Below are 19,561 nucleotides of genomic sequence, written 5' to 3'. Positions count from 1 at the left end.
TCAGCTCTGCAGCCTCCGGCGCAGCGTCACCTCGGTGCCGCTCGGGGTACGGCTGACCGAAAGCTCCCCCAACGCGCGGATCAGCGAGAGCCCGCGCCCCCGGAAGCCGGACCCGGTCGACTCCCGCCACTGTCCGCTGTCGCGCACCGTGGCCACCACCGTCCCGTCCTCGATCGTCACCTCGACGCTGATCGTCGCCTCGGCGGGGGTGACCGGGTGCTCGATGGCGTTGGCGGCGGCCTCCGAGATCGCCACGGTCAGGTCGAAGAGGTCCGTCTCGCCGACGCCGTGCGCGACCAGGAAGTCCTCCAGCCGCTTGCGCAGCACGCTGAGTCGGGTCGGGTCGGCCGGCAGCCGCAGCGCGAACCGGTTGAGCTCGGCGGCCTCCAGCGCGAGCACCGCCACGTCGTCGCGTCGGGGCCGTCCAGCGACCCGGGCCACCACGGCGTCGACCAGGTCCACCACGTGCTCGACCGGACTGGCCGCGTCCGCCCGCAGCTGCGCCAACGCCGCGTCGATGCCGACCTGCCGGTCCTCGATCAGCCCATCGGTGTAGAGCAGCAGCCGACTGCCGGGGGCCAGCTCGCCCGCCACCGTCCGGTACGACGTCTCCGGCAGCGCGCCGACCGGCGGACCCAGCGCGCGGTCATGCAGGAACACGGCCTCACCCCCGCGGATGACCAAGGGGGACGGATGGCCGGCACTGGCGTACCGCAGCCGCCCGGTGCGGGACTGGAACAGCAGGCAGACCACGGTGGCGAGCGGCCGGTGCTCGGTCGAGCCGACCAGCCGGTTCAGCCGGGTCAGCGACTCGCCCGGGTCGAACCCCTCCAGCAGGTACGCCCGCAGCGCGTTACGCAGCTGGCCCATCGCCGCGGCGGCCTGCACGCCCTTGCCGACCACGTCACCGATGACCAGCACCATCTCCTGGTCGTTGAGCGCGACCACGTCGTACCAGTCGCCGCCGACCTCGACGTCGGCGCTACCCGGCAGGTACCGGCTGGCCACCACCGCGCCCGGCAACTGCGGCAGCGACCGGGGCAGCAGGCTGTGCTGCAACGTGTTGGCGATGCGGTGCTCGGCCTCGTAGAGCTGGGCGTTCTCCAGCCGCGCCCCGACCAGCCGGGCGAGCTGGGTCAGCGCCGCCTCGTCGGTCTCCGCGCCGTCCCCGTCCGGACGCCACACCCGCAGCTCGCCCAGGGTGTCGCCGCCGGGGCCGGTGAGCGCCAGCGTGAACGAGGGGTCCGGGGCGGTGCTACCCCCGGCGTCGGCCTCGACGCGGGCACCATTGGCGTTGATCACCACCAGGGCGGCCTCGGCGAGGCTGAGCGCGTGCCGGGCGGCGACCTGGAGAACATCAGTGGTGGAGCGGGCCGTGTTCACCGCCACCGCCGCGTCGGCCAGCCCCCGGAGTCCGCGGATCAGCTGGCCGCGCAACTGACCAAGCTCGACGTTGGCCCGCACCCGGGCGATCAGCTCCTGCGCGGAGAAGGGCTTGGTCAGGTAGTCGTCCGCACCGACCGAGAGGCCGGCCACCGCGTCGGCCGACCCGGCCCGGGCGGAGAGCAGCACGATCGGCACGTACCGGGTACGTGGGTCCGCCCGCAGCGCGGTGACCAGCCCGAACCCGTCCAGCCGGGGCATCATCACGTCGGTGAGCACCAGGTCGAAGTCGCCCTCAGCGGCGAGCCGTAGCGCCTGCGCGCCGTCGCTCGCGGTGACCACGTCCCAGGTCGGCGAGAGCAGCCGGGTGACGTGTTCTCGCAGGTCGGCGTTGTCGTCGGCGACCAGGATCCGCCCCGCGGGGGCGACGCCCGCAGGACGCGGCGGCTCGTCCTGGCCGGTCCAGAGTGCGCTCTCCATGACGTGCAGCCGGGCCTGCCTCGGCTCGGCGGGGGTCAGCCCGGTGTCGGTCACCCGCTCCGGCGGCAGGTGCGCGGAGCCGAACGGGACGGTCACCGTGAAGGTGCTGCCCTCGTCGACGCGGCTGGTCACCGTGACCTCACCGCCGTGCATCTCGGTCAGTTCGCGGACCAGCGCCAGGCCGATCCCGGTCCCCTCGTGGGTACGGGAACGCGCACCGGGCACCCGATGGAACCGCTCGAAGACGTGCGGCAGCTGCTCCGGCGCGATGCCCACGCCGGTGTCTTCGACCTCCACCCGGGCCGCGCCGTCGACCGCCCGGACCCGGACCCGGATCTCGCCGTGGAAGGTGAACTTGACCGCGTTCGACACCAGGTTGAGGACGACCTTCTCCCACATGTCGCGGTCCACGAAGACGGGCGCGGGCAGCGGAGGGCAGTCGACCCGCAGCCGTAGCCCGGCCCGTTCGATCGCCGAGCGGAACGTGCTGGCAAGGCGGGAGGTGTAGTCCGCCAGGTCGGTGGGCTCGTAGCGGGCGGCCAGCCGGCCGGACTCCAGCCGGGAGAAGTCGAGCACCGTGTTGACCAGCTTGAGCAGGCGCAGCGCGTTGCGGTGCACCACGGTGAGCCGGTCGATGTGACCGGCCGGCAGAGTGGGATCGGCGAGCAGGTCCTCCAGCGGGCCGAGCACCAGGGTGAGCGGGGTGCGGAACTCGTGGCTGACGTTGGCGAAGAAGTTGGTCTTGGCGCGGTCCAGGGCGGCCAGTTCGGCGGCTCGCGCCCGTTCCTGCTCGTACGCCCGCTGCTTGCCCACCGCGCGGCTGACCTGGCTGGCGACCAGATCCAGGAAGGTGCGGTACTCGTCGGTGAGCGGCAACCGGCGGCCCACGCCCACCACGAGCGCACCGACGGTCTCGTTGGTCGCGGTGATCGGCAGCACCAGAGCCTTGTCACCCGCCCCGGCCGGCACCGAATCGAGCACCTCGGCCACCCCCACCAGGGCGGGCCCGTCGCCGGCGACCGAGGCGAGCAGGTCGGCCCGGGCGGTGACCGCCGCGGGCTCCACGCCACTGCACCCGGCAAGGGTGAACCGGTCGGCGTCAGCTCGGAGCCAGATCTGGGCGAAGGGCACGTCGGCCCGGTGCCGGTCGAGCACCTCGGCGATCGTCCGGCCCAGCTCGGCGCCGGAGCCGACGTCGGCCAGTTCGGTGCCCAGCTCGGCCAACGCCCGCAGCCGGCGCTCGCCGACCACCCGCCCGGTGGTCTCGTTCACGATGCAGAAGACGCCGGCGACCGACCCGTCGCCGCCGCGGATCGGGTCGTAGCAGACGTCGAAGTAGGTCTCCTCGAGGAAGCCGTGCCGGTCGATCAGGAACTGGTGGTCCTCGCCCCGGTACGAGCGACCGCTGCTCCGTACGCCGTCCAGCAGCGGGGCGAGCACGTCCCAGGTCTCCGCCCAGTACGTCCGGGCTGGTTGGCCCAGCACCTGCGGGTGCTTGCTGCCGATCGTCGGGCGGTAGGCGTCGTTGTAGAAGGCGAGTTGCTCCTCGCCCCAGAACATGACGATCTGGGCGCTGGAGGCGAGCATCATGCTGACGGCTCCGGAGAGGGCGGGCGGCCAGCGGTGCGGCGTGCCCAGCGAGGTGCGGGACCAGTCGAGGTCACCGAGGCGGCGACCCATCTCGCCGCCGGCCGCGAAGGCCGCGGCCAGCGGCGGGGGCAGTTTCCCGCCGTCCGGGCGTTGCCCCCGGTCCGCGCCCCCCAGCGGCGAACTCATGCAGCCTCCCGCTCCGGCCATCCCCACCCGTCAGCCGATGATCTCCATCCGCCGTGCTCCGCCATGTACCCCAGCCGAGCGGCAACGTAACGCATGGCGCGGCGGGAGCGCTGTTTGCCTTCCGCGCCAGCCGCGACGCGACGGCGAGGCGATCGCCGGCTGGTCCGGGCCCGTCCCGCCGGCAGCCCGCTCCGGCAGGCCCATTGAGGAGCGTGGCTGACCGGTGGGATGGCGAGCGTCGGCGCGGGCCTGGCGGAAATGTGACATCGGCTACACCGGGTGTGACCGGCGGTCAGCCTCGCAGGTGCCCGAGAGCCCGGTCCCGGCCTGCCCGGACCAACGCGGCGACCGGCCGCGGATCCGCCTCGTTCTCCGGGTGCCACTGCACACCCAGCACGAACGGCCGGTCCGGGTCCTCCACCGCCTCGACGACCCCGTCGTCGGCCCAGCCGGTGACGGTGAGCCGCCCCGGATCGGCCACCCCCTGGTGGTGGTACGAGTTGACCCGGTCCACCCCGGCCATCACGGCCCCGGCCAGGCTGCCCGGGGCGAACCGGACCGGGTGCGTGCCGTAGACACCGGGCGCCGGACGGTGCCGGTCATGCCCGACCACCTCCGGCAGGTGCTGGTGCAGGACCCCGCCGTAGGCGACGGCGAGCAACTGCATGCCCCGGCAGATCCCGAGCAACGGCAGCCCGACGTCGAGCGCGGCGGTGAGCAGGGTCAACTCGCCGGCGTCCCGATCCTGCCGGCTCTCCGTGCGCGGGGCCGGGAGCTGGCCGTACCGGGCCGGGTCCACGTCGGCGCCGCCGGCCAGGATCAGCCCGTCCAGCACCCGCAGCACGTCCGCGTCGCGGTCGTCCGGGGGCAGCACCACCGCCCGGCCGCCGGCCGCGGTCACCGCCCGCACGTACGCCTCGGGCACCAGCACCGCGGGCACGTCCCGCCAGACCGCCCAGCCGGCCGGCTCGACGTAGGCGCTGACCCCGATCAGCGGCCGGGTCACCGACTCACTCCTCGGTCACCGGACCGGCACCGATCGCGACTGCGGGGCTCGCAAACCCGGCTCACTCCTCGCGCTCACAGCGGCGTGACGTAGGCGCCGGTGATGCCGCCGTCCACCACGAACTGGGCGGCGGTCATGAAGGACGCGTCGTCACTGGCCAGGAACGCCACCGCGGCGGCGATCTCCGCCGGGTTCCCGAACCGGCCCATCGGTACGTGCACCAGCCGGCGGGCGGCCCGTTCCGGGTCGGCGGCGAAGAGTTCCAGCAGGAGCGGGGTGGCGACCGGGCCGGGGCAGAGCGCGTTCACCCGGATCCCCTCCCGGGCGAACTGCACCCCCAGCTCCCGGGTCATCGCCAGCACGCCACCCTTGCTCGCGGTGTACGCGATCTGCGAGGTGGCCGCCCCCATCAGCGCCACGAAGGAGGCGGTGTTGATGATCGAGCCCTTGCCCTGCCGGCGCATGTGCGGGATCACGTACTTGCAGCAGAGGTAGACGCTCGTGGTGTTGACCCGCAGCACCCGTTCCCAGGCGTCCAGGCCGGTCTCCAGAATCGAGTCGTCCTCCGGCGGCGAGATGCCGGCGTTGTTGAACGCCACGTCCACCCGGCCGTGCCGTTCGGCCACCCCGTCGAAGAGGTCCCGGACGGCCGTCTCGTCCGCGACGTCGGTGGCGACGAACTCGCCGCCCACCTCGTCCGCGGCCCGCTTACCCGCCTCCGCGTCGATGTCCACGCAGACCACCCGGGCCCCCTCGGCGGCGAACCGCCGCACGGTGGCCAGCCCGATCCCGCTGCCCGCGCCGGTGACCACGGCCACCCGGTCCTGCAACCGACCCTGCACTGTTCACTCCTCCGTCGCGATGAACACGTTCTTGACGTCGGTGAAGGCGTGCAGCGCGTCGGGGCCCAGCTCGCGGCCGAGCCCGGAGCGCTTCATGCCACCGAACGGGGTCCAGTAGCGCACTGAGGAGTGCGAGTTGACGCTCAGGTTGCCGGACTCGACGGCCCGGGCCACCCGGATGGCCCGCCCGACGTCGCGCGTCCAGATCGAACCGGAGAGGCCGTACTCGGTGTCGTTGGCGAGCCGGATAGCGTCGGCCTCGTCGTCGAACGGGAGCACCGAGACCACCGGGCCGAAGATCTCTTCCCGCCAGTGCCGGTTCGTTGGGGAGTCGGCGAGCAGCACCGTCGGGGCGTACCAGAAGCCGGCGCCGTCGGGGCGGCTGCCGGTGAAGGCGACCTTCGCCCCGTCGACGTAACCGGCCACCCGGTCCCGCTGGCCCGCCGAGATGAGTGGGCCCATCTCGGCGGTCTCCCGGGCCGGGTCCTCCACCCGCAACGCTCGCACCGCCGGTTCGAGCAGCTCCAGGAACCGGTCGTACGCCGAGCGCTGGACCAGGATCCGGGACCGGGCGCAGCAGTCCTGGCCGGCGTTGTCGAAGACCGCGTACGGCGCGGTGGCCGCCGCCTTCGCCAGGTCGGCGTCGGCGAAGACCACGTTGGCGCTCTTGCCGCCCAGCTCCAGCGTCACCCGCTTCACCTGTTCGGCGGCGCCCGCCATGATCCGGGTGCCGACCTCGGTGGACCCGGTGAAGCAGATCTTGCGGACCGCCGGGTGGGTGACGAAGCGCTCGCCGACCATTCGGCCCTCGCCGGGGAGCACGGTGAACACGTCCTCGGGCAGGCCGGCCTCGCGGCCCAGTTCGGCCAGGCGCAGCGCGGTGAGCGGGGTCAGCTCGGCCGGCTTCAGCACCACGGTGTTGCCGGCGGCGAGCGCGGGGGCGAAGCCCCAGGCGGCGATCGGCATCGGGAAGTTCCACGGCACGATCACCCCGACCACGCCGAGCGGCTCGTGGAAGGTGACGTCCAGCCCGCCGGGCACCGGGATCTGCCGGCCGGTGAGCCGCTCCGGCGCCCCGGCGTAGTAGTCGAGCACGTCGCGGACGTTGCCGGCCTCCCAGCGGGCGTTGCCGACGGTGTGCCCGGAGTTGCGCACCTCCAGCTGCGCCAGTTCCTCAAGGTGTGCGTCCACCACGGCCGCGAAGCGGCGCAGCAGCCGCGCCCGCTCCCCCGGTGCCACGCCCCGCCACCGCTCGTAGGCGACGGCCGCCCGCGCGATCGCCGCATCCGTCTCGGCGAGAGTGGTGCCCGCGACCTCCGCGACCACCTCCCCGCTGGCCGGGTTGACCACGCCCGTCACAATCCCCACCCCACTCCGTCGATCATGCAGTTGTGGTGCCTCACCAACGCCGCGAAATGCCACCGATCGCCCAGCACAACTGCATGATCGACGCGGCCGGCGGGGCGGCCTGCGGGGCGGCGGGCGGGGCGGGTGGGGTTAGAGGCGTTCGAAGCCACGGACGAGCTCCCAGTCGGTGACCGCGGCGTCGAAGGCCGACAGCTCGACCTTCGCCTGGTTGGCGTAGTGGGCGACGACCTCGGCGCCGAACGCCTCGGCGGCCACCGTGGAGGATTCCCAGAGGGCCAGGGCGTCGCGCAGCGTGCCGGGGACCCGCTCGGCGTCCGGGTCGTCGTAGGCGTTGCCGGTGCACTCGTCGCCGAGTTCCAGCTCCCGCTCGATGCCGTGCACTGCGCCGGCGACCAGCGCCGCGACCGCCAGGTACGGGTTGACGTCGGCCCCCGGCACCCGGTTCTCCACCCGCATGCCCTGCCCGTGGCCGACCAGCCGCAGGGCGCAGGTGCGGTTGTCGGTGCCCCAGCGCAGCGCGGTCGGCGCGAACGATCCCGGCTGGTAACGCTTGTAGGAGTTGATGTTCGGGGCGAAGAGGAGGCTGAACTCACGCATGGTGGCGAGCAGCCCGGCCAGCACCCGTTGCCCGGTCACCGACAGGTGCGCGGGGCCGTCGCCGAGCATGGCCGAGCGGCCGTCGGCGCCGCGCAGCGAGAAGTGGATGTGGCAGGAGTTGCCCTCCCGGGCGTTGGGCTTGGCCATGAAGGTAATCGCCATGCCCTCCTGGGCGGCGATCTCCTTCGCCCCGTTCTTGTAGATGACGTGGTGGTCGGCGCAGGCCACCGCCTCGTCGTAGCGGAAGGCGATCTCGTGCTGGCCGAGGTTGCACTCCCCCTTGGCGCTCTCCGGGGTCAGTCCGGCGCCGGCCATCTCGGTGCGGATCCGGCGCAGCAGCGGCTCCACCCGCGCGGTACCGAGCAGCGAGTAGTCCACGTTGTACTGGTTCGCCGGGGTCAGCTCCCGGTAGCCGCGCCGCCAGGCATCCTCGTACGAGTCGCGGAACAGCACGAACTCCAGCTCGGTGCCGGCGTACGCCCGCAGCCCGTGCCCGGCCAGCCGGTCCAGCTGACGGCGGAGGATCTGCCGGGGCGAGGCGACCACGGGGCCGGAGCCGTCCAGCCACTCCAGGTCGGCCAGGAGCATCGCGGTGCCCGGCTGCCAGGGCACCCGGCGCAGCGTGCTCAGGTCGGGCTTCATCGCGAAGTCGCCGTAGCCTCGCTCCCAGCTCGACATCGCGTAGCCGTCGACGGTGTTCATGTCGACGTCGACCGCGAGCAGGTAGTTGCACCCCTCGCTGCCGTGCGCCACCACCTGGTCGAGAAAGAACGGCGCGTGGAACCGCTTGCCCTGCAACCGGCCCTGCATGTCGACCAGGGCCAGCACCACCGTGTCGATCTCGCCGCCGCCGATGGCGACCCGCAACTCTTCCAGCGTGAGCGGAGCTTTCCTCATCGGCGGGCCTCCATCACCAAGGTCTACTGGCAAACCGGATCACCGTCAATGCCCGGAACCCGCCGCCCGGGAAACCCGGGCGGCGGGGTCATGCCGGCTCGTCGACCGGTGCGCCGTCGGGGGCGGGCCGGGGCCCGGGCACGTCGACCGTACGGCGGGGGCCGGTGAACCACTTCCGGGCCGAGGCGTACCACCAGACGGCGACCACCAGCAGCAGCCCGCCCACCGCGAGCGGCGCGTAGTTCACCGCCGACCAGGTGAAGTCGGGGTTACCGGGCACTCCGGCGGGCACGATCGGCAGCACGAAGTAGACCGAGATGATCGCGATCTCGATCACCGCGATCCAGCCGAGCAGCTTGTACCGGCGCCCGAGGGTCCACGGTCCGGGAACGAACCGGTCGCCCATCCGCAGTCGCAGCGCGATCGGGATGAGGAAGGACAGGTACAGCCCGATCACCGCGACGGAGACCACCGCGTAGAAGGCGATCGGGATGCCGTCGGCGCTCTCGTAGAGCGCGGGCAGGGTGAGCACCAGGCCGGCCACGGTGGCGCCGATGATCGCGTTGGCCGGGGTGCCGTTGCGGTCCACCTTGGACCAGAGCCGCCAGCCCGGCACCGCCCGGTCCCGGCTGAACGCGTACGCCATCCGGCTCATCGAGGTCACGCAGCTCATCCCGCAGAAGAACTGGCCGATGGTGGAGATGATGATGACCGTCTTGAAGAAGACCGGGGTGAGCGCGGATTCGAAGATCGCGCCGGAGAAGCCGCCGGCGGCGTTGACCGCCTCGACGTCGGTGGCCGCGAAGAGGAACGCCAGCAGCAGGATCCAGCCGCCGATCGCGGAATAGAAGATCGACTGCCAGAGGCCGCGGGCGGCGGCCTGCGACGCCCCGCGGGTCTCCTCGGAGACGTGCGCGCAGGCGTCGAACCCGGTGATCGTGTACTGGGTGAGCAGGAAGCCCAGCGGCAGCACGTAGAACCAGAAGGTCAACCCGCCGGTGCCGCCGTCGGCGAAGCCCGAGTTGTTGAACCGCTCGGTGAAGACGAACTGGAAGCTCTGGTGGTTGTCCGGGACGAAGACCAGGATGGCCACCACGGCGGCCGCGCCGGCCACGTGCCACCAGACCGAGACGTTCTGGAGTACGTCGATGATCCGGTGACCGAACACGTTGATCAGCCCGTGCAGGACGAGGATGATCACGAAGAGCAGGAAGGCCTGGCGTAGCGTGCCCTCCCACCCGTCGAAGAGCGCCGAGAGGGTGAGATTGAGGAAGGTGGCGCAGCCGTAGTCGACCGACGCGGTGACTGCGACCAGACCGATCAGGTTGAGCCAGCCGGTGAACCAGCCGTGCACCGGCCGGCCCATCTTCGCCGCCCACCAGTAGATGCCGCCGGCGGTCGGGTAGGCCGACACCAGCTCGGCCATGCAGAAGCCGATGATCAGGATGAAGAGCGAGATCAGCGGCCAGCCCCAGGAGATCGCGACCGGGCCGCCGTTGTTCCACGCCTGGCCGAAGGTGGTGAAGCAGCCGGCCAGGATCGAGATGATGGAGAACGAGATGGCGAAGTTGGAGAAGCCGCTCCACTTGCGGCGCAGTTCCTGCTTGTAGCCGAGCTCGGCGAGCCGTCGGGCGTCGTCGTCCATCGGTTGCTCGGCGGTCGGCGCGGGCGTCGTGGCCACTGCACACCTCCTCGAGGTGATCCCCGGTGCGAGTGGGCAAAAGTCTCGTCCCGCCGATCAAGTCGGTCAATAGATCGCCGGTGGGAATCTCACCGCCGTACCGGACTAATTCCGTTGCCGTTACGCCCGCGCCGGCCGCATCCTTGACCTCGTGACCAGGCCCGATCGCGACGGGCCCCGGCCGGGCGCTCGGCAACGCCCGGCCCACGTCGGCGCGGGGTGCCCACCTCTCTCTCACAAGTACGGCGTGATCCGCCGTAGCTACCGAACGGGTGCCCCGCGTCGTCGCCCCGCACCCGCCCGCGGCGCTCAGCCGAGCAGCAGCCCGGCCACCCAGAGCGCCGCGATCACCAGGCCGGCGGCGAACTCCACGAGCATCGACAGCCCGGCCGCCTTCAGTGCCTGGACGGTGGCGGGCCAGGCGAGGCGGTTGTCCCCGAGCCGCAGCCGCTCGGCCGCCCAGACCCCGCCGACGAAGCCGATGACCAGGCCGATGACCGGGATGACGAAGAAGCCGACCAGCCCCAGCACGCCCCCGGCCAGCAGGGAGCGCGTCGGCACGCCTGTGCGTTTCAGGTTCCGCCCCGGCCAGAGGTACTTCACCACCGTGCCGCCGAGCGCGACCAGGGTCGCGGCGGCGAGCACCGCCCACCGACCCGCCCCGGCGCCACCGAAGAGCGCCCAGACCAGCACCCCACCCCAGCAGAGCGGGAGCGCCGGCAGCCCCGGCACCACCACGCCGGCGAGCCCGGCCAGGATCGCCAGGGCGGCAACCACCGCGACGAGGGCCTCGGTGTCCGTCGCGCTCATTCAGATCCCCCCTGCGCCCGGGCGAGCCGGGCGGCGATCCGATCGGCCGGCATCGGGCTGCCGAAGAACCGTCCCTGCCCGGTGTCGCAGCGCAGCGCCCGCAGCCGTTCGGCCTGCACGCCGGTCTCCACCGCCTCGGCCGTGACCCACAGCTCCAGCGCGTGCGCCAGCCGGACCAGCGCGTCGACGATCCGCTCGTCCCGGTGGTCGGCCGCCGCCTCCGGGCCGTCACCGCGGATGCCCTCGACGAAGGGGCCGGCCAGTTTCAGGCAGTGGATCGGCAGCCGACGCAGGTAAGCCAGGTTCGAGTAGCCGGTGCCGAAGTCGTCGATCGCCAGCCGTACACCGAGCGCCCCCAACTGGTGCAACGAGCGCAGCGGCTCCCCGGCGGTGCCCATCACCGCGCTCTCGGTCAACTCCAGTTGCAACAGCTCGGCGGGGAGCCCGCTGGTGCTCAGCGCGTCCGAGACGGTCGCCACGATGGCCGGATCCTCGGCCTGCCGCGCGGCCAGGTTCACGCTCACCACCAGCCGGGCCTCCGGGAAGCGGCGTCGCCACTCCTCGGCGTCCCGGCAGGCCTGCCGGAGCACCCACTCGCCGAGCCGGACGATCAGTCCGGTCTCCTCGGCCAGCCCGATGAACCGGTCCGGGCCGAGCAGCCCCAGCTCCGGGTGCTGCCAGCGGACCAGCGCCTCGACCGCCAGCATCCGCCCCTCCAGCAGCGACACGATCGGCTGGTACCGCAGCACGAACTCCCCCCGGTCGAGCGCGGCCGGCAGGCCGGCGGCCAGCGACGATCGGGCGATGTCCCGGGCGCTGCGCTCCGGGTCGTAGACCGCCCACCGGCCGCGCCCCTCCGCCTTGGCCCAGTAGAGGGTGGTGTCCGCGGCCTTCATCAACTCCGACGCGCTGGTCCCGCCGACCGGGCCGTCGACGATGCCCACGCTGGCCGAGACGGCGAGCTGCTGGTCGCCGACGTGCACCGGGGCGGAGACCGCGGCCAGCGCCGCCTCCGCGACGGCGACCGCGTCGTCGAGCCCCTCGCCGCCGTCGACCAGGATGACGAACTCGTCGCCGCCCATCCGGGCCACCAGGTGGCCCTGGTCGGCGACGCAGTCGGCGAGCCGCCGGGCGATCATGACGAGCAGCCGGTCACCGAGGTCGTGCCCGAGGCTGTCGTTGATCGCCTTGAAGCCGTCCAGGTCGAGGAAGCAGATCCCGAGCCGCCGGCCGGGAGCCGCGGTCTCGAAGATCCGGCCCAGCGTCTCGAAGAAGAGCGTCCGGTTGGGCAGGCCGGTGAGCGGGTCGTGCAGCGCCTGGAAGCGCAGCCGCTGCTGGAGCGCGTACCGCTCGGTGATGTCCTCGATCATGGCGACGGTGAACCGCGGCCGACCGTCGTCGTGCCGGATCAGCGACACCGCGAGGTCGGTCCAGAGCATGCTGCCGTCCTTGCGGTGGTAGCGCTTCTCCACCCGGACCAGGTCCTGCTTGCCCTCGACCATCTCCTGGTAGAGCTCCCACATGCCGGCGGCGTCCTCGACGTGGAAGAGGCCGGCCACGTCGGTTCCGTGCAGCTCCTCGATCGAGTAGCCGAGCATGTCCGCGAACGACTGGTTGACGTCGATGATCTGCCCGTCGATCCCGGCGATGCCGATGCCGATCGCGGCGCCGGTGAAGACCGCCCGGAACCGCGCCTCGCTGTCCCGTAGGGCCTGCTCCACCTCGTCGCGCGCCTGCCAGGCCGAGCGGGCGATCCGCTCCTGCTGGCTGAAGGTGCGGTCACGCAACGCCCGGGCGAAACCGGCGGAGAGACCGGCCTGCAAGGCCACGATCCGCTGCCGCGCGTTCCCGGGGTACGCCCCGGCGGGCACCGCCCGGTCGAGAAACTCCTCGCCGAGGGCGCGCACCGACCACTCCAGCATCCGGGGCTCGGCCAGGTGCGCCTCGACCAGCGCCCGCCCGACGTCCTCGGCAGGCTGGCCGGAGAACGGCTCCGCCCGCAGCGCCTGCGCCAGCCGTACGGTGTGCACCAGCAGCAGCCGCTCGGTCTCGGCGGCGCTGAGCGGCACGAAACCGAGGCGGCGAACCGCGCGGGCCCACTCGGCGGCGTACCCCTGCGCGCCGGCCCGGCTGACCTCGTCGCCCGCGGAGTCCGCGACGGCGGCCATGCGATCAGCCGGCGGCGGGCTGGTCGTAGCGGGCGACACCGCCGAACGCGCCGAACCGTTCCGGGTGCTCGTCCACGTCGGACGGCGAGTCGGGCCGCCAGAGCGGCATGTGCACCAGGCCCGGCTCCAGGAGCGTCCAGTCGCCGAAGAACCCGGTGATCTCGGCCCGCGAGCGCAGGCTGATCTCGGTGTCGGTACGCGCCGAGAGCCGCTGCGCGTCGAGCATCTCCTGCGGCTGGTCCTCGAAGGTGGAGTGGGAGATCACCAGGTAGCTGCCCGGGGCGGCGGCGGCCCGCAGGGTGGCCAGGATCTCCCCGGGCCGGTCGGCGTCCGGAACGAAGTGCACCACGCCGGCGAGCAGGATGCCGACCGGGCGGCCGAAGTCGAGCAGGCCACGCGCCTCGTCGAGGATCCGCTCCGGTTCGCGCAGGTCGGCGTGGACCACCGTGGTCAGGTCGTTACCGGCGAGCAGTTCCCGGCTGTGCGCGACGGCCACCGGGTCGATGTCCACGTAGACCACGCGGGCCTTCGGGTTCGCGCCCTGGGCCACCTCGTGGACGTTGCCCACGGTCGGGATGCCCGAGCCGATGTCGAGGAACTGGTCGACGCCGGCGTCGAGCAGCGCGCGGACGGCCCGGCGCAGGAACTCGCGGCCGGCACGCATGGTGGCGGCGAGGTTCGGCGTCATCCGGGCGATCTGCTCGGCGAGCTGCCGGTCGATCTCGAAGTTGTGCGCCCCGCCCAGGAAATAGTCGTAGACCCGGGCGGCGCTCGGCCTGGTCAGGTCGATCTCGGTCGGCAGTCCGTCCGGCATCTGCAAGCTCCCCAGTTCGTCGCCGAGAGGCGGGACGCAGCCGGTGTCGGGACGCGCGGGGGCACGCGTCGGCCCACCAGTCGACCCGCTGAGGGTGTGGTGTTGAACACTCTAGGCCGCGGACTCCAGCATTAGGGAGATCCCTTGCCCCACCCCGATGCACATGGTGGCCAATGCCCGCCGCCCGCCCCGGCGACGCAGCTCCAGCGCGGCGGTCAGCGCCAGTCGGGCGCCGCTGGCCCCGAGCGGGTGGCCGAGGGCGATCGCCCCGCCGTTCGGGTTGACGTGCTCGGCGTCCTCGGGCAGGCCGAGCTCGCGCAGGACGGCGACCGACTGGGCGGCGAACGCCTCGTTCAGCTCGATCACGTCCACCGCGTCCAGGCCGACGCCGAGCCGGTCCAGCAGCTTGCGGGTGGCCGGTACCGGACCGACGCCCATGATCCGCGGCGGCACCCCGGCGGCCGCCGCACCGGCGATCCGGGCCAGCGGGGTGAGGTGGTAGCGGGCGACCGCCGCCTCGGAGGCGACCAGCAGCGCGACCGCGCCGTCGTTCACACCCGAGGAGTTGCCGGCGGTCACCGTGCCACCGGCGCGGAACGGAGTGGGCAGCGCGGCGAGCTTCTCCAGCGAGGTCTCCCGCGGGTGCTCGTCGACCTCCACCAGGCGGGTGCCGCGGCGCCCCTCCGGCACGGTCACCGCGACCAGCTCCTCGGCGAACCGGCCGTCGGCCTGCGCCTTGGCCGCCCGCTGCTGCGAACGGAGGGCGAACTCGTCCTGCGCGACCCGGTCGACGCCGTACTCGGCGGCGACGTTCTCCGCCGTCTCCGGCATCGAGTCGACGCCCCACCCGGCCTTCATCAGCGGGTTCACCAGCCGCCAGCCGATCGTGGTGTCGTAGACCTCGGCCGACCGGGAGTACGCCGAGGTCGCCTTCGGCATGACGAAGGGGGCCCGGCTCATGCTCTCCACGCCGCCGGCGACCACCAGCTCGGCCTCGCCGGCGACGACGGCGCGGGCCGCGGTGGCGAGGGCGTCCAGGCCGGAGCCGCAGAGCCGGTTGATGGTGCTGCCGGGCACCTGCTCGGGCAGCCCGCCGAGCAGCGCGGCCATCCGGGCCACGTTGCGGTTGTCCTCGCCGGCCTGGTTGGCACAGCCGAGGAGCACGTCGTCCACCCGGGCCCAGTCCACCGACGGGTGGCGGGCGACCAACTCCCGGATCACGTGCGCGGCCAGGTCGTCGGGGCGGACGCCGGCCAACGCGCCGGCGTAACGGCCGATCGGGGTGCGGACACCGGCCACCAGGTATGCCACGGTCATCGCGAGTCCTTCGGGGGTGGGAAGGGCGGGGCGGGCGCGCCCGTCGGGTCGCGAGGGACGCCCGACCGCCAGGATATCGGCCCTCCGGAGCCGATAGGTTGACGGCATGGCTCAGGCCCAGTTCAGCGCAGAGACCAGCGGTGGCGGCGCGTTCGTCCGCCAACCCAACCGGTTCACCGACCGGGTCACCCCGCACTCGACGTCCCCGCCCGGCGGCGGGCCGGACGAGCAGGGCCGTTGGCCGCTGGAGGCGGGCCGCTACCGGCTGATCTGGTGCCGGGCGTGCCCGTGGGCGCACCGGGCCCGGATCGTCCGCAGCCTGCTCGGCCTGGAGGACGTCCTCTCGCTGGGCACCGTCGACCCGATCCGGGACGAGCGGGGCTGGCGGTTCACCCTCGACCAGGACGGCTTCGACCCGGTGCTCGGCATCGGGTTCCTCTCCGACGCCTATCTGGCGACCGACCCGGACTACAGCGGCCGGGTGACCGTGCCGGCGTTGATCGACACCCGGACCGGGCGGGTGGTCACCAACGACTATCCGCAGCTCACCCTCGACCTCTCCACCGAGTGGCGGCGGTTCCACGCGCCTGACGCGCCGGACCTCTACCCCGTCGAGCTGCGTCCGGAGCTGGACGCGCTGATGGCGGAGATCCACCGGGACGTCAACAACGGCGTCTACCGGTGCGGCTTCGCCACCTCGCAGGAGGCGTACGACGAGGCGTACCGGGCCCTCTTCGCCCGGCTGGACGTGCTCTCGGAGCGGCTGGCCGGGCAGCGCTACCTGATGGGCGACGCGATCACCGAGGCGGACGTGCGGCTCTTCACCACGCTGGTCCGCTTCGACATCGCCTACCACGGGCACTTCAAGTGCAACCGCAGCAAGCTCACCGAGATGCCGGTGCTCTGGGCGTACGCCCGGGACCTGTTCCAGACGCCCGGCTTCGGAGAGACGGTCGACTTCGACCACATCAAGCGGCACTACTACGGCACCCACAAGGAGATCAACCCGACCGGCGTCGTGCCGCTCGGCCCCGACCTCTCCGGCTGGACCACGCCGCACGGGCGTGGCTGAGCAGGGCCGGCCCGAGCCGCTCATCACCCCCCGCGCGGCGGCCGCGTCGGCGTCCGCCGGCTGCACCCTCGCCGGCGCGGGCGCGGTGACCCTCGCCGTGCTCGCCGGGCCCGGACCGGGCCTGACCGGGTACGTCAGCGAAGCCGGCATCGCCGGCAGCGGACACGCGCCGATGTACCGGATCGGGGTCTACGCGCTGGCCGCCGGGTTGCTGCTGCTCGCCGCGGCGCTGCTGCCGGCGCTGCGGGCGGCCGCGGCGCTGCTCGCCGCCGCCGGTCTGGGCACGGCGCTCTCCGGCGCGGTGACCTGCACGGCCGGCTGCCCGCTACCGCCGTTCGAACGCGCCACCGTGGCCGACCTGGTGCACGGCGGGGCGAGCATCATGGCCACCGCGGCGGTGATCTTCGCGATGGTCGCGATCGCGCTCTCCGGCCGGGCCGGCGGGCAGCTGCGGCGGCTCTCCGCGATCGCCGCGGCGGTGGCGTTGCCGCTCTGCGCCGCGGTGGGGCTGGCGATGCTGCTGGTCGGCCGGGGAGCCCTGGTCGGTGTGCTGGAACGGCTCGTGCTCGCGATCGCGGTGCTCTGGGGGCTGGCCGTCGCCGCCACGGTCGGCCTGACCGGCCGGTGGACATCGACCGACGACGTCAGGTTGTAAGGATCGTCACGGATACCGCTCCTTCCCTGCGGACCCCCTCCGGCGTATCGTCTGCCGGCGATGACCAACATCTGGTGCCTGACCGTGCGCCTGTACGTCGATCTCCGACTGCAGGCCAGCGGCGTCTGTCCGGCGCAGCCGCTCTCCTGACGCTGCCCTGACCCCACCAGACCCTTGGACGCATCATCGTGGCTTCCGCCCTGCGCAAGATCCCCTTTTCCGTACAGATCCTCCTCGGCCTCGTCCTCGGCGTGGCGCTCGGCTTCCTGGCCCGCGCCAACGACCTGAGCTGGCTGACCAGCACCCTCGACACCGTCGGCCACCTCTTCGTCCAGCTGCTGAAGCTGGCCGTGCCGCCGCTGGTCTTCACCGCGATCGTGGTCAGCGTGGTCAGCCTGCGCGGGGTGGCCAACGCCGCCCGGCTGGCGCTCAAGACGCTGCTCTGGTTCGGCCTCACCGCCCTGATCGCGGTGGGCGTCGGCATCGGCCTGGGCCTGCTCACCAACCCCGGCCGGGGCGTCACCCTCGACCTCGCCGGCGCCACCGCGCCGAAGAAGACCGGCTCCTGGACGGACTTCCTCACCGGCATCGTGCCGACCAACCCGGTCGGCGCCTTCGTCGAGGGCAACGTGCTCCAGATCGTCTTCCTGGCGCTGGTCGTCGGCGCCGCCGCGCTGCTGGTCGGCGAGAAGGCGGAGCCGTTCGTGACGCTGAACCGCTCCGTGCTGGAGATCGTCCAGAAGGCGCTCTGGTGGGTGATCCGGCTCGCCCCGATCGGGACCCTCGGCCTGATCGGCAACGCGGTCGCCTCCTATGGCTGGGACCTGCTCGCTCCGCTCGCCAAGTTCACCACCGCGGTCTACCTCGGCTGCGCGATCGTGCTGCTGGTGGTCTACCCGCTGGTGCTGGTGGCCGCCGGCCGGCTCAACCCGGTGCGCTTCTACGCCGGCGCCTGGCCCGCCATCGAGCTGGCCTTCGTCTCCCGCTCCTCGGTGGGCACCATGCCGGTGACCCAGCGCGCCGTCGAGCGGCTCGGCGTGCCCCGCGAGTACGCCTCGTTCGCGGTTCCCTTCGGCGCGACCACGAAGATGGACGGCTGCGCCGCGATCTACCCGGCGCTCGCCGCGATCTTCGTGGCCCAGGTCTTCGGCGTCCACCTCGGCGTCACCGACTACCTGCTGATCGCCTTCGTCTCGGTGGTCGGCTCGGCGGCCACCGCCGGCCTGACCGGCGCGATCGTGATGCTCACCCTGACCCTCAGCACGCTGGGCCTGCCGCTGGCCGGCGCCGGTCTGCTGCTGGCCATCGACCCGATCCTGGACATGATCCGCACCGCTACCAACGTGGCCGGCCAGGCGCTGGTGCCGACCGTCGTCGCGGCTCGCGAGGGCACCCTCGACCGGACCGCCTACGACACGGCGGGCCGGCGCGGGCTGGTCGACCCGGAGTCCGCGGACGCCCCCGCCCCCACCCGGCAGGACGGGCTGAGCCCGGTACCGGCCTGAACCCGATGACCGGAAGGAGGACCCCTCGTCGAGGGGTCCTCCTTCCGTACCGAGAGGATGACGAGATGAGCGTCCTGTTCTCGCCGCTGGCCCTGCGCGCGGTGACCCTGCCCAACCGGATCGCCGTGGCGCCGATGTGCCAGTACACCGCCGGCCCGGACGGGTTGCCCACAGACTGGCACCTGGTGCACCTGGGTGCCCGGGCGGTGGGCGGCGCCGGCCTGGTGCTCACCGAGGCGACGGCGGTACTGCCCGAGGGGCGGATCAGCCCGCAGGACACCGGGATCTGGTCCGACGCGCACGTCGACGCCTGGCGCCCGGTGACCGCCTTCCTCGCCGCGCACGGGGCGGTGCCCGCGGTGCAGCTCGCGCACGCCGGGTTCAAGGCCTCGACGTACCGGCCATGGGCCGAGAGCCGGGGAGGGGTGCCGGACGCCGAGGGCGGCTGGGCACCGGTCGGCCCGGGGTCCGAGCCGTTCGCGCCCGACTACCGGACGCCGACCGCCCTCGACGCGGCCGGCATCGTGCGGGTGATCGAGGCGTTCGCCGCCGCCGCCGGTCGGGCGATCGAGGCCGGCTTCGCCGCCGTGGAGATCCACGCTGCGCACGGCTACCTGCTGCACGAGTTCCTCTCCCCGCTGAGCAACCACCGCACCGACGAATTCGGTGGTGACCGGGCCGGGCGGATGCGGCTCACCCTCGAGGTGGCCCGGGCGGTCCGTGCGACGGTCGGCGAGGAGGTGCCGGTACTCACCCGGATCTCCGCCACCGACTGGGTCGAGGGCGGCTGGACGGTGGACGACAGCGTGGTGCTCGCCGGCGAGCTGGCCGGGGCCGGGGTGGACCTGGTGGACACCTCGTCCGGCGGCGTCAGCACCGCCCAGCGGATCCCGCTGGGCCCCGGCTACCAGGTGCCGGCGGCCGGCCGGATTCGTCGGGAGGCCGGCGTGCCGACCGGCGCGGTCGGACTGATCGTTGAGCCGGAGCACGCCGAGGCGATCGTCGCCGGCGGCGAGGCGGACCTGGTGCTGCTCGGCCGGGAGTTGCTGCGCGACCCGTACTGGCCGCACCGCGCGGCCGCCAAGCTCGGCGCCACCCCCAGCTGGCCGAGCCAGTACCTCCGCGCCACCTGACATCAGTACCCAGCGGCCCGGCTGGCCCGACCGGTGGCCATGCGCCGGTCCCGGCGG

The 19,561-nt window shown here is 73.0% G+C and carries 14 protein-coding genes; 4 read left to right on the top strand and 10 right to left on the bottom strand.

The genetic code is table 11. The features are described 5' to 3' along the window. The 10 genes from ACIP9D_RS12170 to pcaF form a co-directional block, all read right to left on the bottom strand. The gene (locus tag ACIP9D_RS12170) at positions 1 to 3,639 is read right to left on the bottom strand and encodes a SpoIIE family protein phosphatase (RefSeq protein ID WP_350869755.1); all 3,639 of its coding nucleotides are present in this window, start codon (positions 3,637 to 3,639) and stop codon (positions 1 to 3) included. Positions 3,640 to 3,931: 292 nt separating this feature from the next. Further along, positions 3,932 to 4,645 carry a gamma-glutamyl-gamma-aminobutyrate hydrolase family protein gene (locus ACIP9D_RS12165; protein ID WP_350869753.1) on the bottom strand — a complete coding sequence of 238 codons (714 nt, stop codon included), beginning with the start codon at positions 4,643 to 4,645 and terminating at the stop codon, positions 3,932 to 3,934. A gap of 74 nt (positions 4,646 to 4,719) precedes the next feature. Beyond that, complete coding sequence (locus tag ACIP9D_RS12160; protein WP_350869751.1) at positions 4,720 to 5,487, bottom strand: 3-oxoacyl-ACP reductase; 768 nt, start codon at positions 5,485 to 5,487, stop codon at positions 4,720 to 4,722. A gap of 3 nt (positions 5,488 to 5,490) precedes the next feature. Further along, on the bottom strand, positions 5,491 to 6,846 hold the full coding sequence (locus ACIP9D_RS12155; RefSeq protein WP_350869964.1) for an aldehyde dehydrogenase family protein: 1,356 nt from the start codon (positions 6,844 to 6,846) through the stop codon (positions 5,491 to 5,493). Between the two features lie 138 nt (positions 6,847 to 6,984). Then, the gene (locus tag ACIP9D_RS12150; RefSeq protein ID WP_350869750.1) at positions 6,985 to 8,349 is read right to left on the bottom strand and encodes a glutamine synthetase family protein; all 1,365 of its coding nucleotides are present in this window, start codon (positions 8,347 to 8,349) and stop codon (positions 6,985 to 6,987) included. An 88-nt stretch (positions 8,350 to 8,437) separates the two neighbouring features. Then, positions 8,438 to 10,030, bottom strand: a complete 1,593-nt coding sequence (locus ACIP9D_RS12145; RefSeq protein ID WP_350869748.1) for an amino acid permease — start codon at positions 10,028 to 10,030, stop codon at positions 8,438 to 8,440. Between the two features lie 309 nt (positions 10,031 to 10,339). Further along, complete coding sequence (locus ACIP9D_RS12140) at positions 10,340 to 10,840, bottom strand: DUF456 domain-containing protein (RefSeq protein ID WP_350869747.1); 501 nt, start codon at positions 10,838 to 10,840, stop codon at positions 10,340 to 10,342. Next, complete coding sequence (locus ACIP9D_RS12135) at positions 10,837 to 13,008, bottom strand: EAL domain-containing protein (protein WP_350869746.1); 2,172 nt, start codon at positions 13,006 to 13,008, stop codon at positions 10,837 to 10,839. Before ACIP9D_RS12135 ends, ACIP9D_RS12140 begins: the two co-directional genes overlap by 4 nt. Before the next feature lie 4 nt (positions 13,009 to 13,012). After that, complete coding sequence (locus ACIP9D_RS12130) at positions 13,013 to 13,828, bottom strand: SAM-dependent methyltransferase (protein ID WP_350869744.1); 816 nt, start codon at positions 13,826 to 13,828, stop codon at positions 13,013 to 13,015. A 105-nt stretch (positions 13,829 to 13,933) separates the two neighbouring features. Further along, positions 13,934 to 15,139 (bottom strand): 3-oxoadipyl-CoA thiolase, encoded by a 1,206-nt coding sequence (gene pcaF, locus ACIP9D_RS12125; RefSeq protein ID WP_350869743.1) that lies wholly within the window; start codon positions 15,137 to 15,139, stop codon positions 13,934 to 13,936. 106 nt (positions 15,140 to 15,245) lie between these two features. Here pcaF and ACIP9D_RS12120 point away from each other — a divergent pair, with 106 nt between their 5' ends. From ACIP9D_RS12120 to ACIP9D_RS12105, 4 genes are all read left to right on the top strand, one after another. Then, complete coding sequence (locus tag ACIP9D_RS12120) at positions 15,246 to 16,211, top strand: glutathione S-transferase C-terminal domain-containing protein (protein ID WP_350869741.1); 966 nt, start codon at positions 15,246 to 15,248, stop codon at positions 16,209 to 16,211. Next, positions 16,204 to 16,866, top strand: a complete 663-nt coding sequence (locus ACIP9D_RS12115) for a DUF998 domain-containing protein (RefSeq protein ID WP_350869739.1) — start codon at positions 16,204 to 16,206, stop codon at positions 16,864 to 16,866. The genes ACIP9D_RS12120 and ACIP9D_RS12115 overlap by 8 nt, the downstream gene beginning before the upstream one ends. Before the next feature lie 200 nt (positions 16,867 to 17,066). Continuing rightward, positions 17,067 to 18,371, top strand: a complete 1,305-nt coding sequence (locus tag ACIP9D_RS12110; protein ID WP_350869962.1) for a dicarboxylate/amino acid:cation symporter — start codon at positions 17,067 to 17,069, stop codon at positions 18,369 to 18,371. Between the two features lie 65 nt (positions 18,372 to 18,436). Next, positions 18,437 to 19,504, top strand: a complete 1,068-nt coding sequence (locus tag ACIP9D_RS12105) for an NADH:flavin oxidoreductase/NADH oxidase (protein ID WP_350869737.1) — start codon at positions 18,437 to 18,439, stop codon at positions 19,502 to 19,504. The last annotated feature ends 57 nt before the right edge of the window (positions 19,505 to 19,561 follow it).

The organism is Micromonospora sp. NPDC093243 (genome assembly GCF_044753725.1).
Taxonomy (GTDB): Bacteria; Actinomycetota; Actinomycetes; order Mycobacteriales; family Micromonosporaceae; genus Micromonospora.
This window is presented reverse-complemented; position numbering and strand designations above follow the sequence as displayed.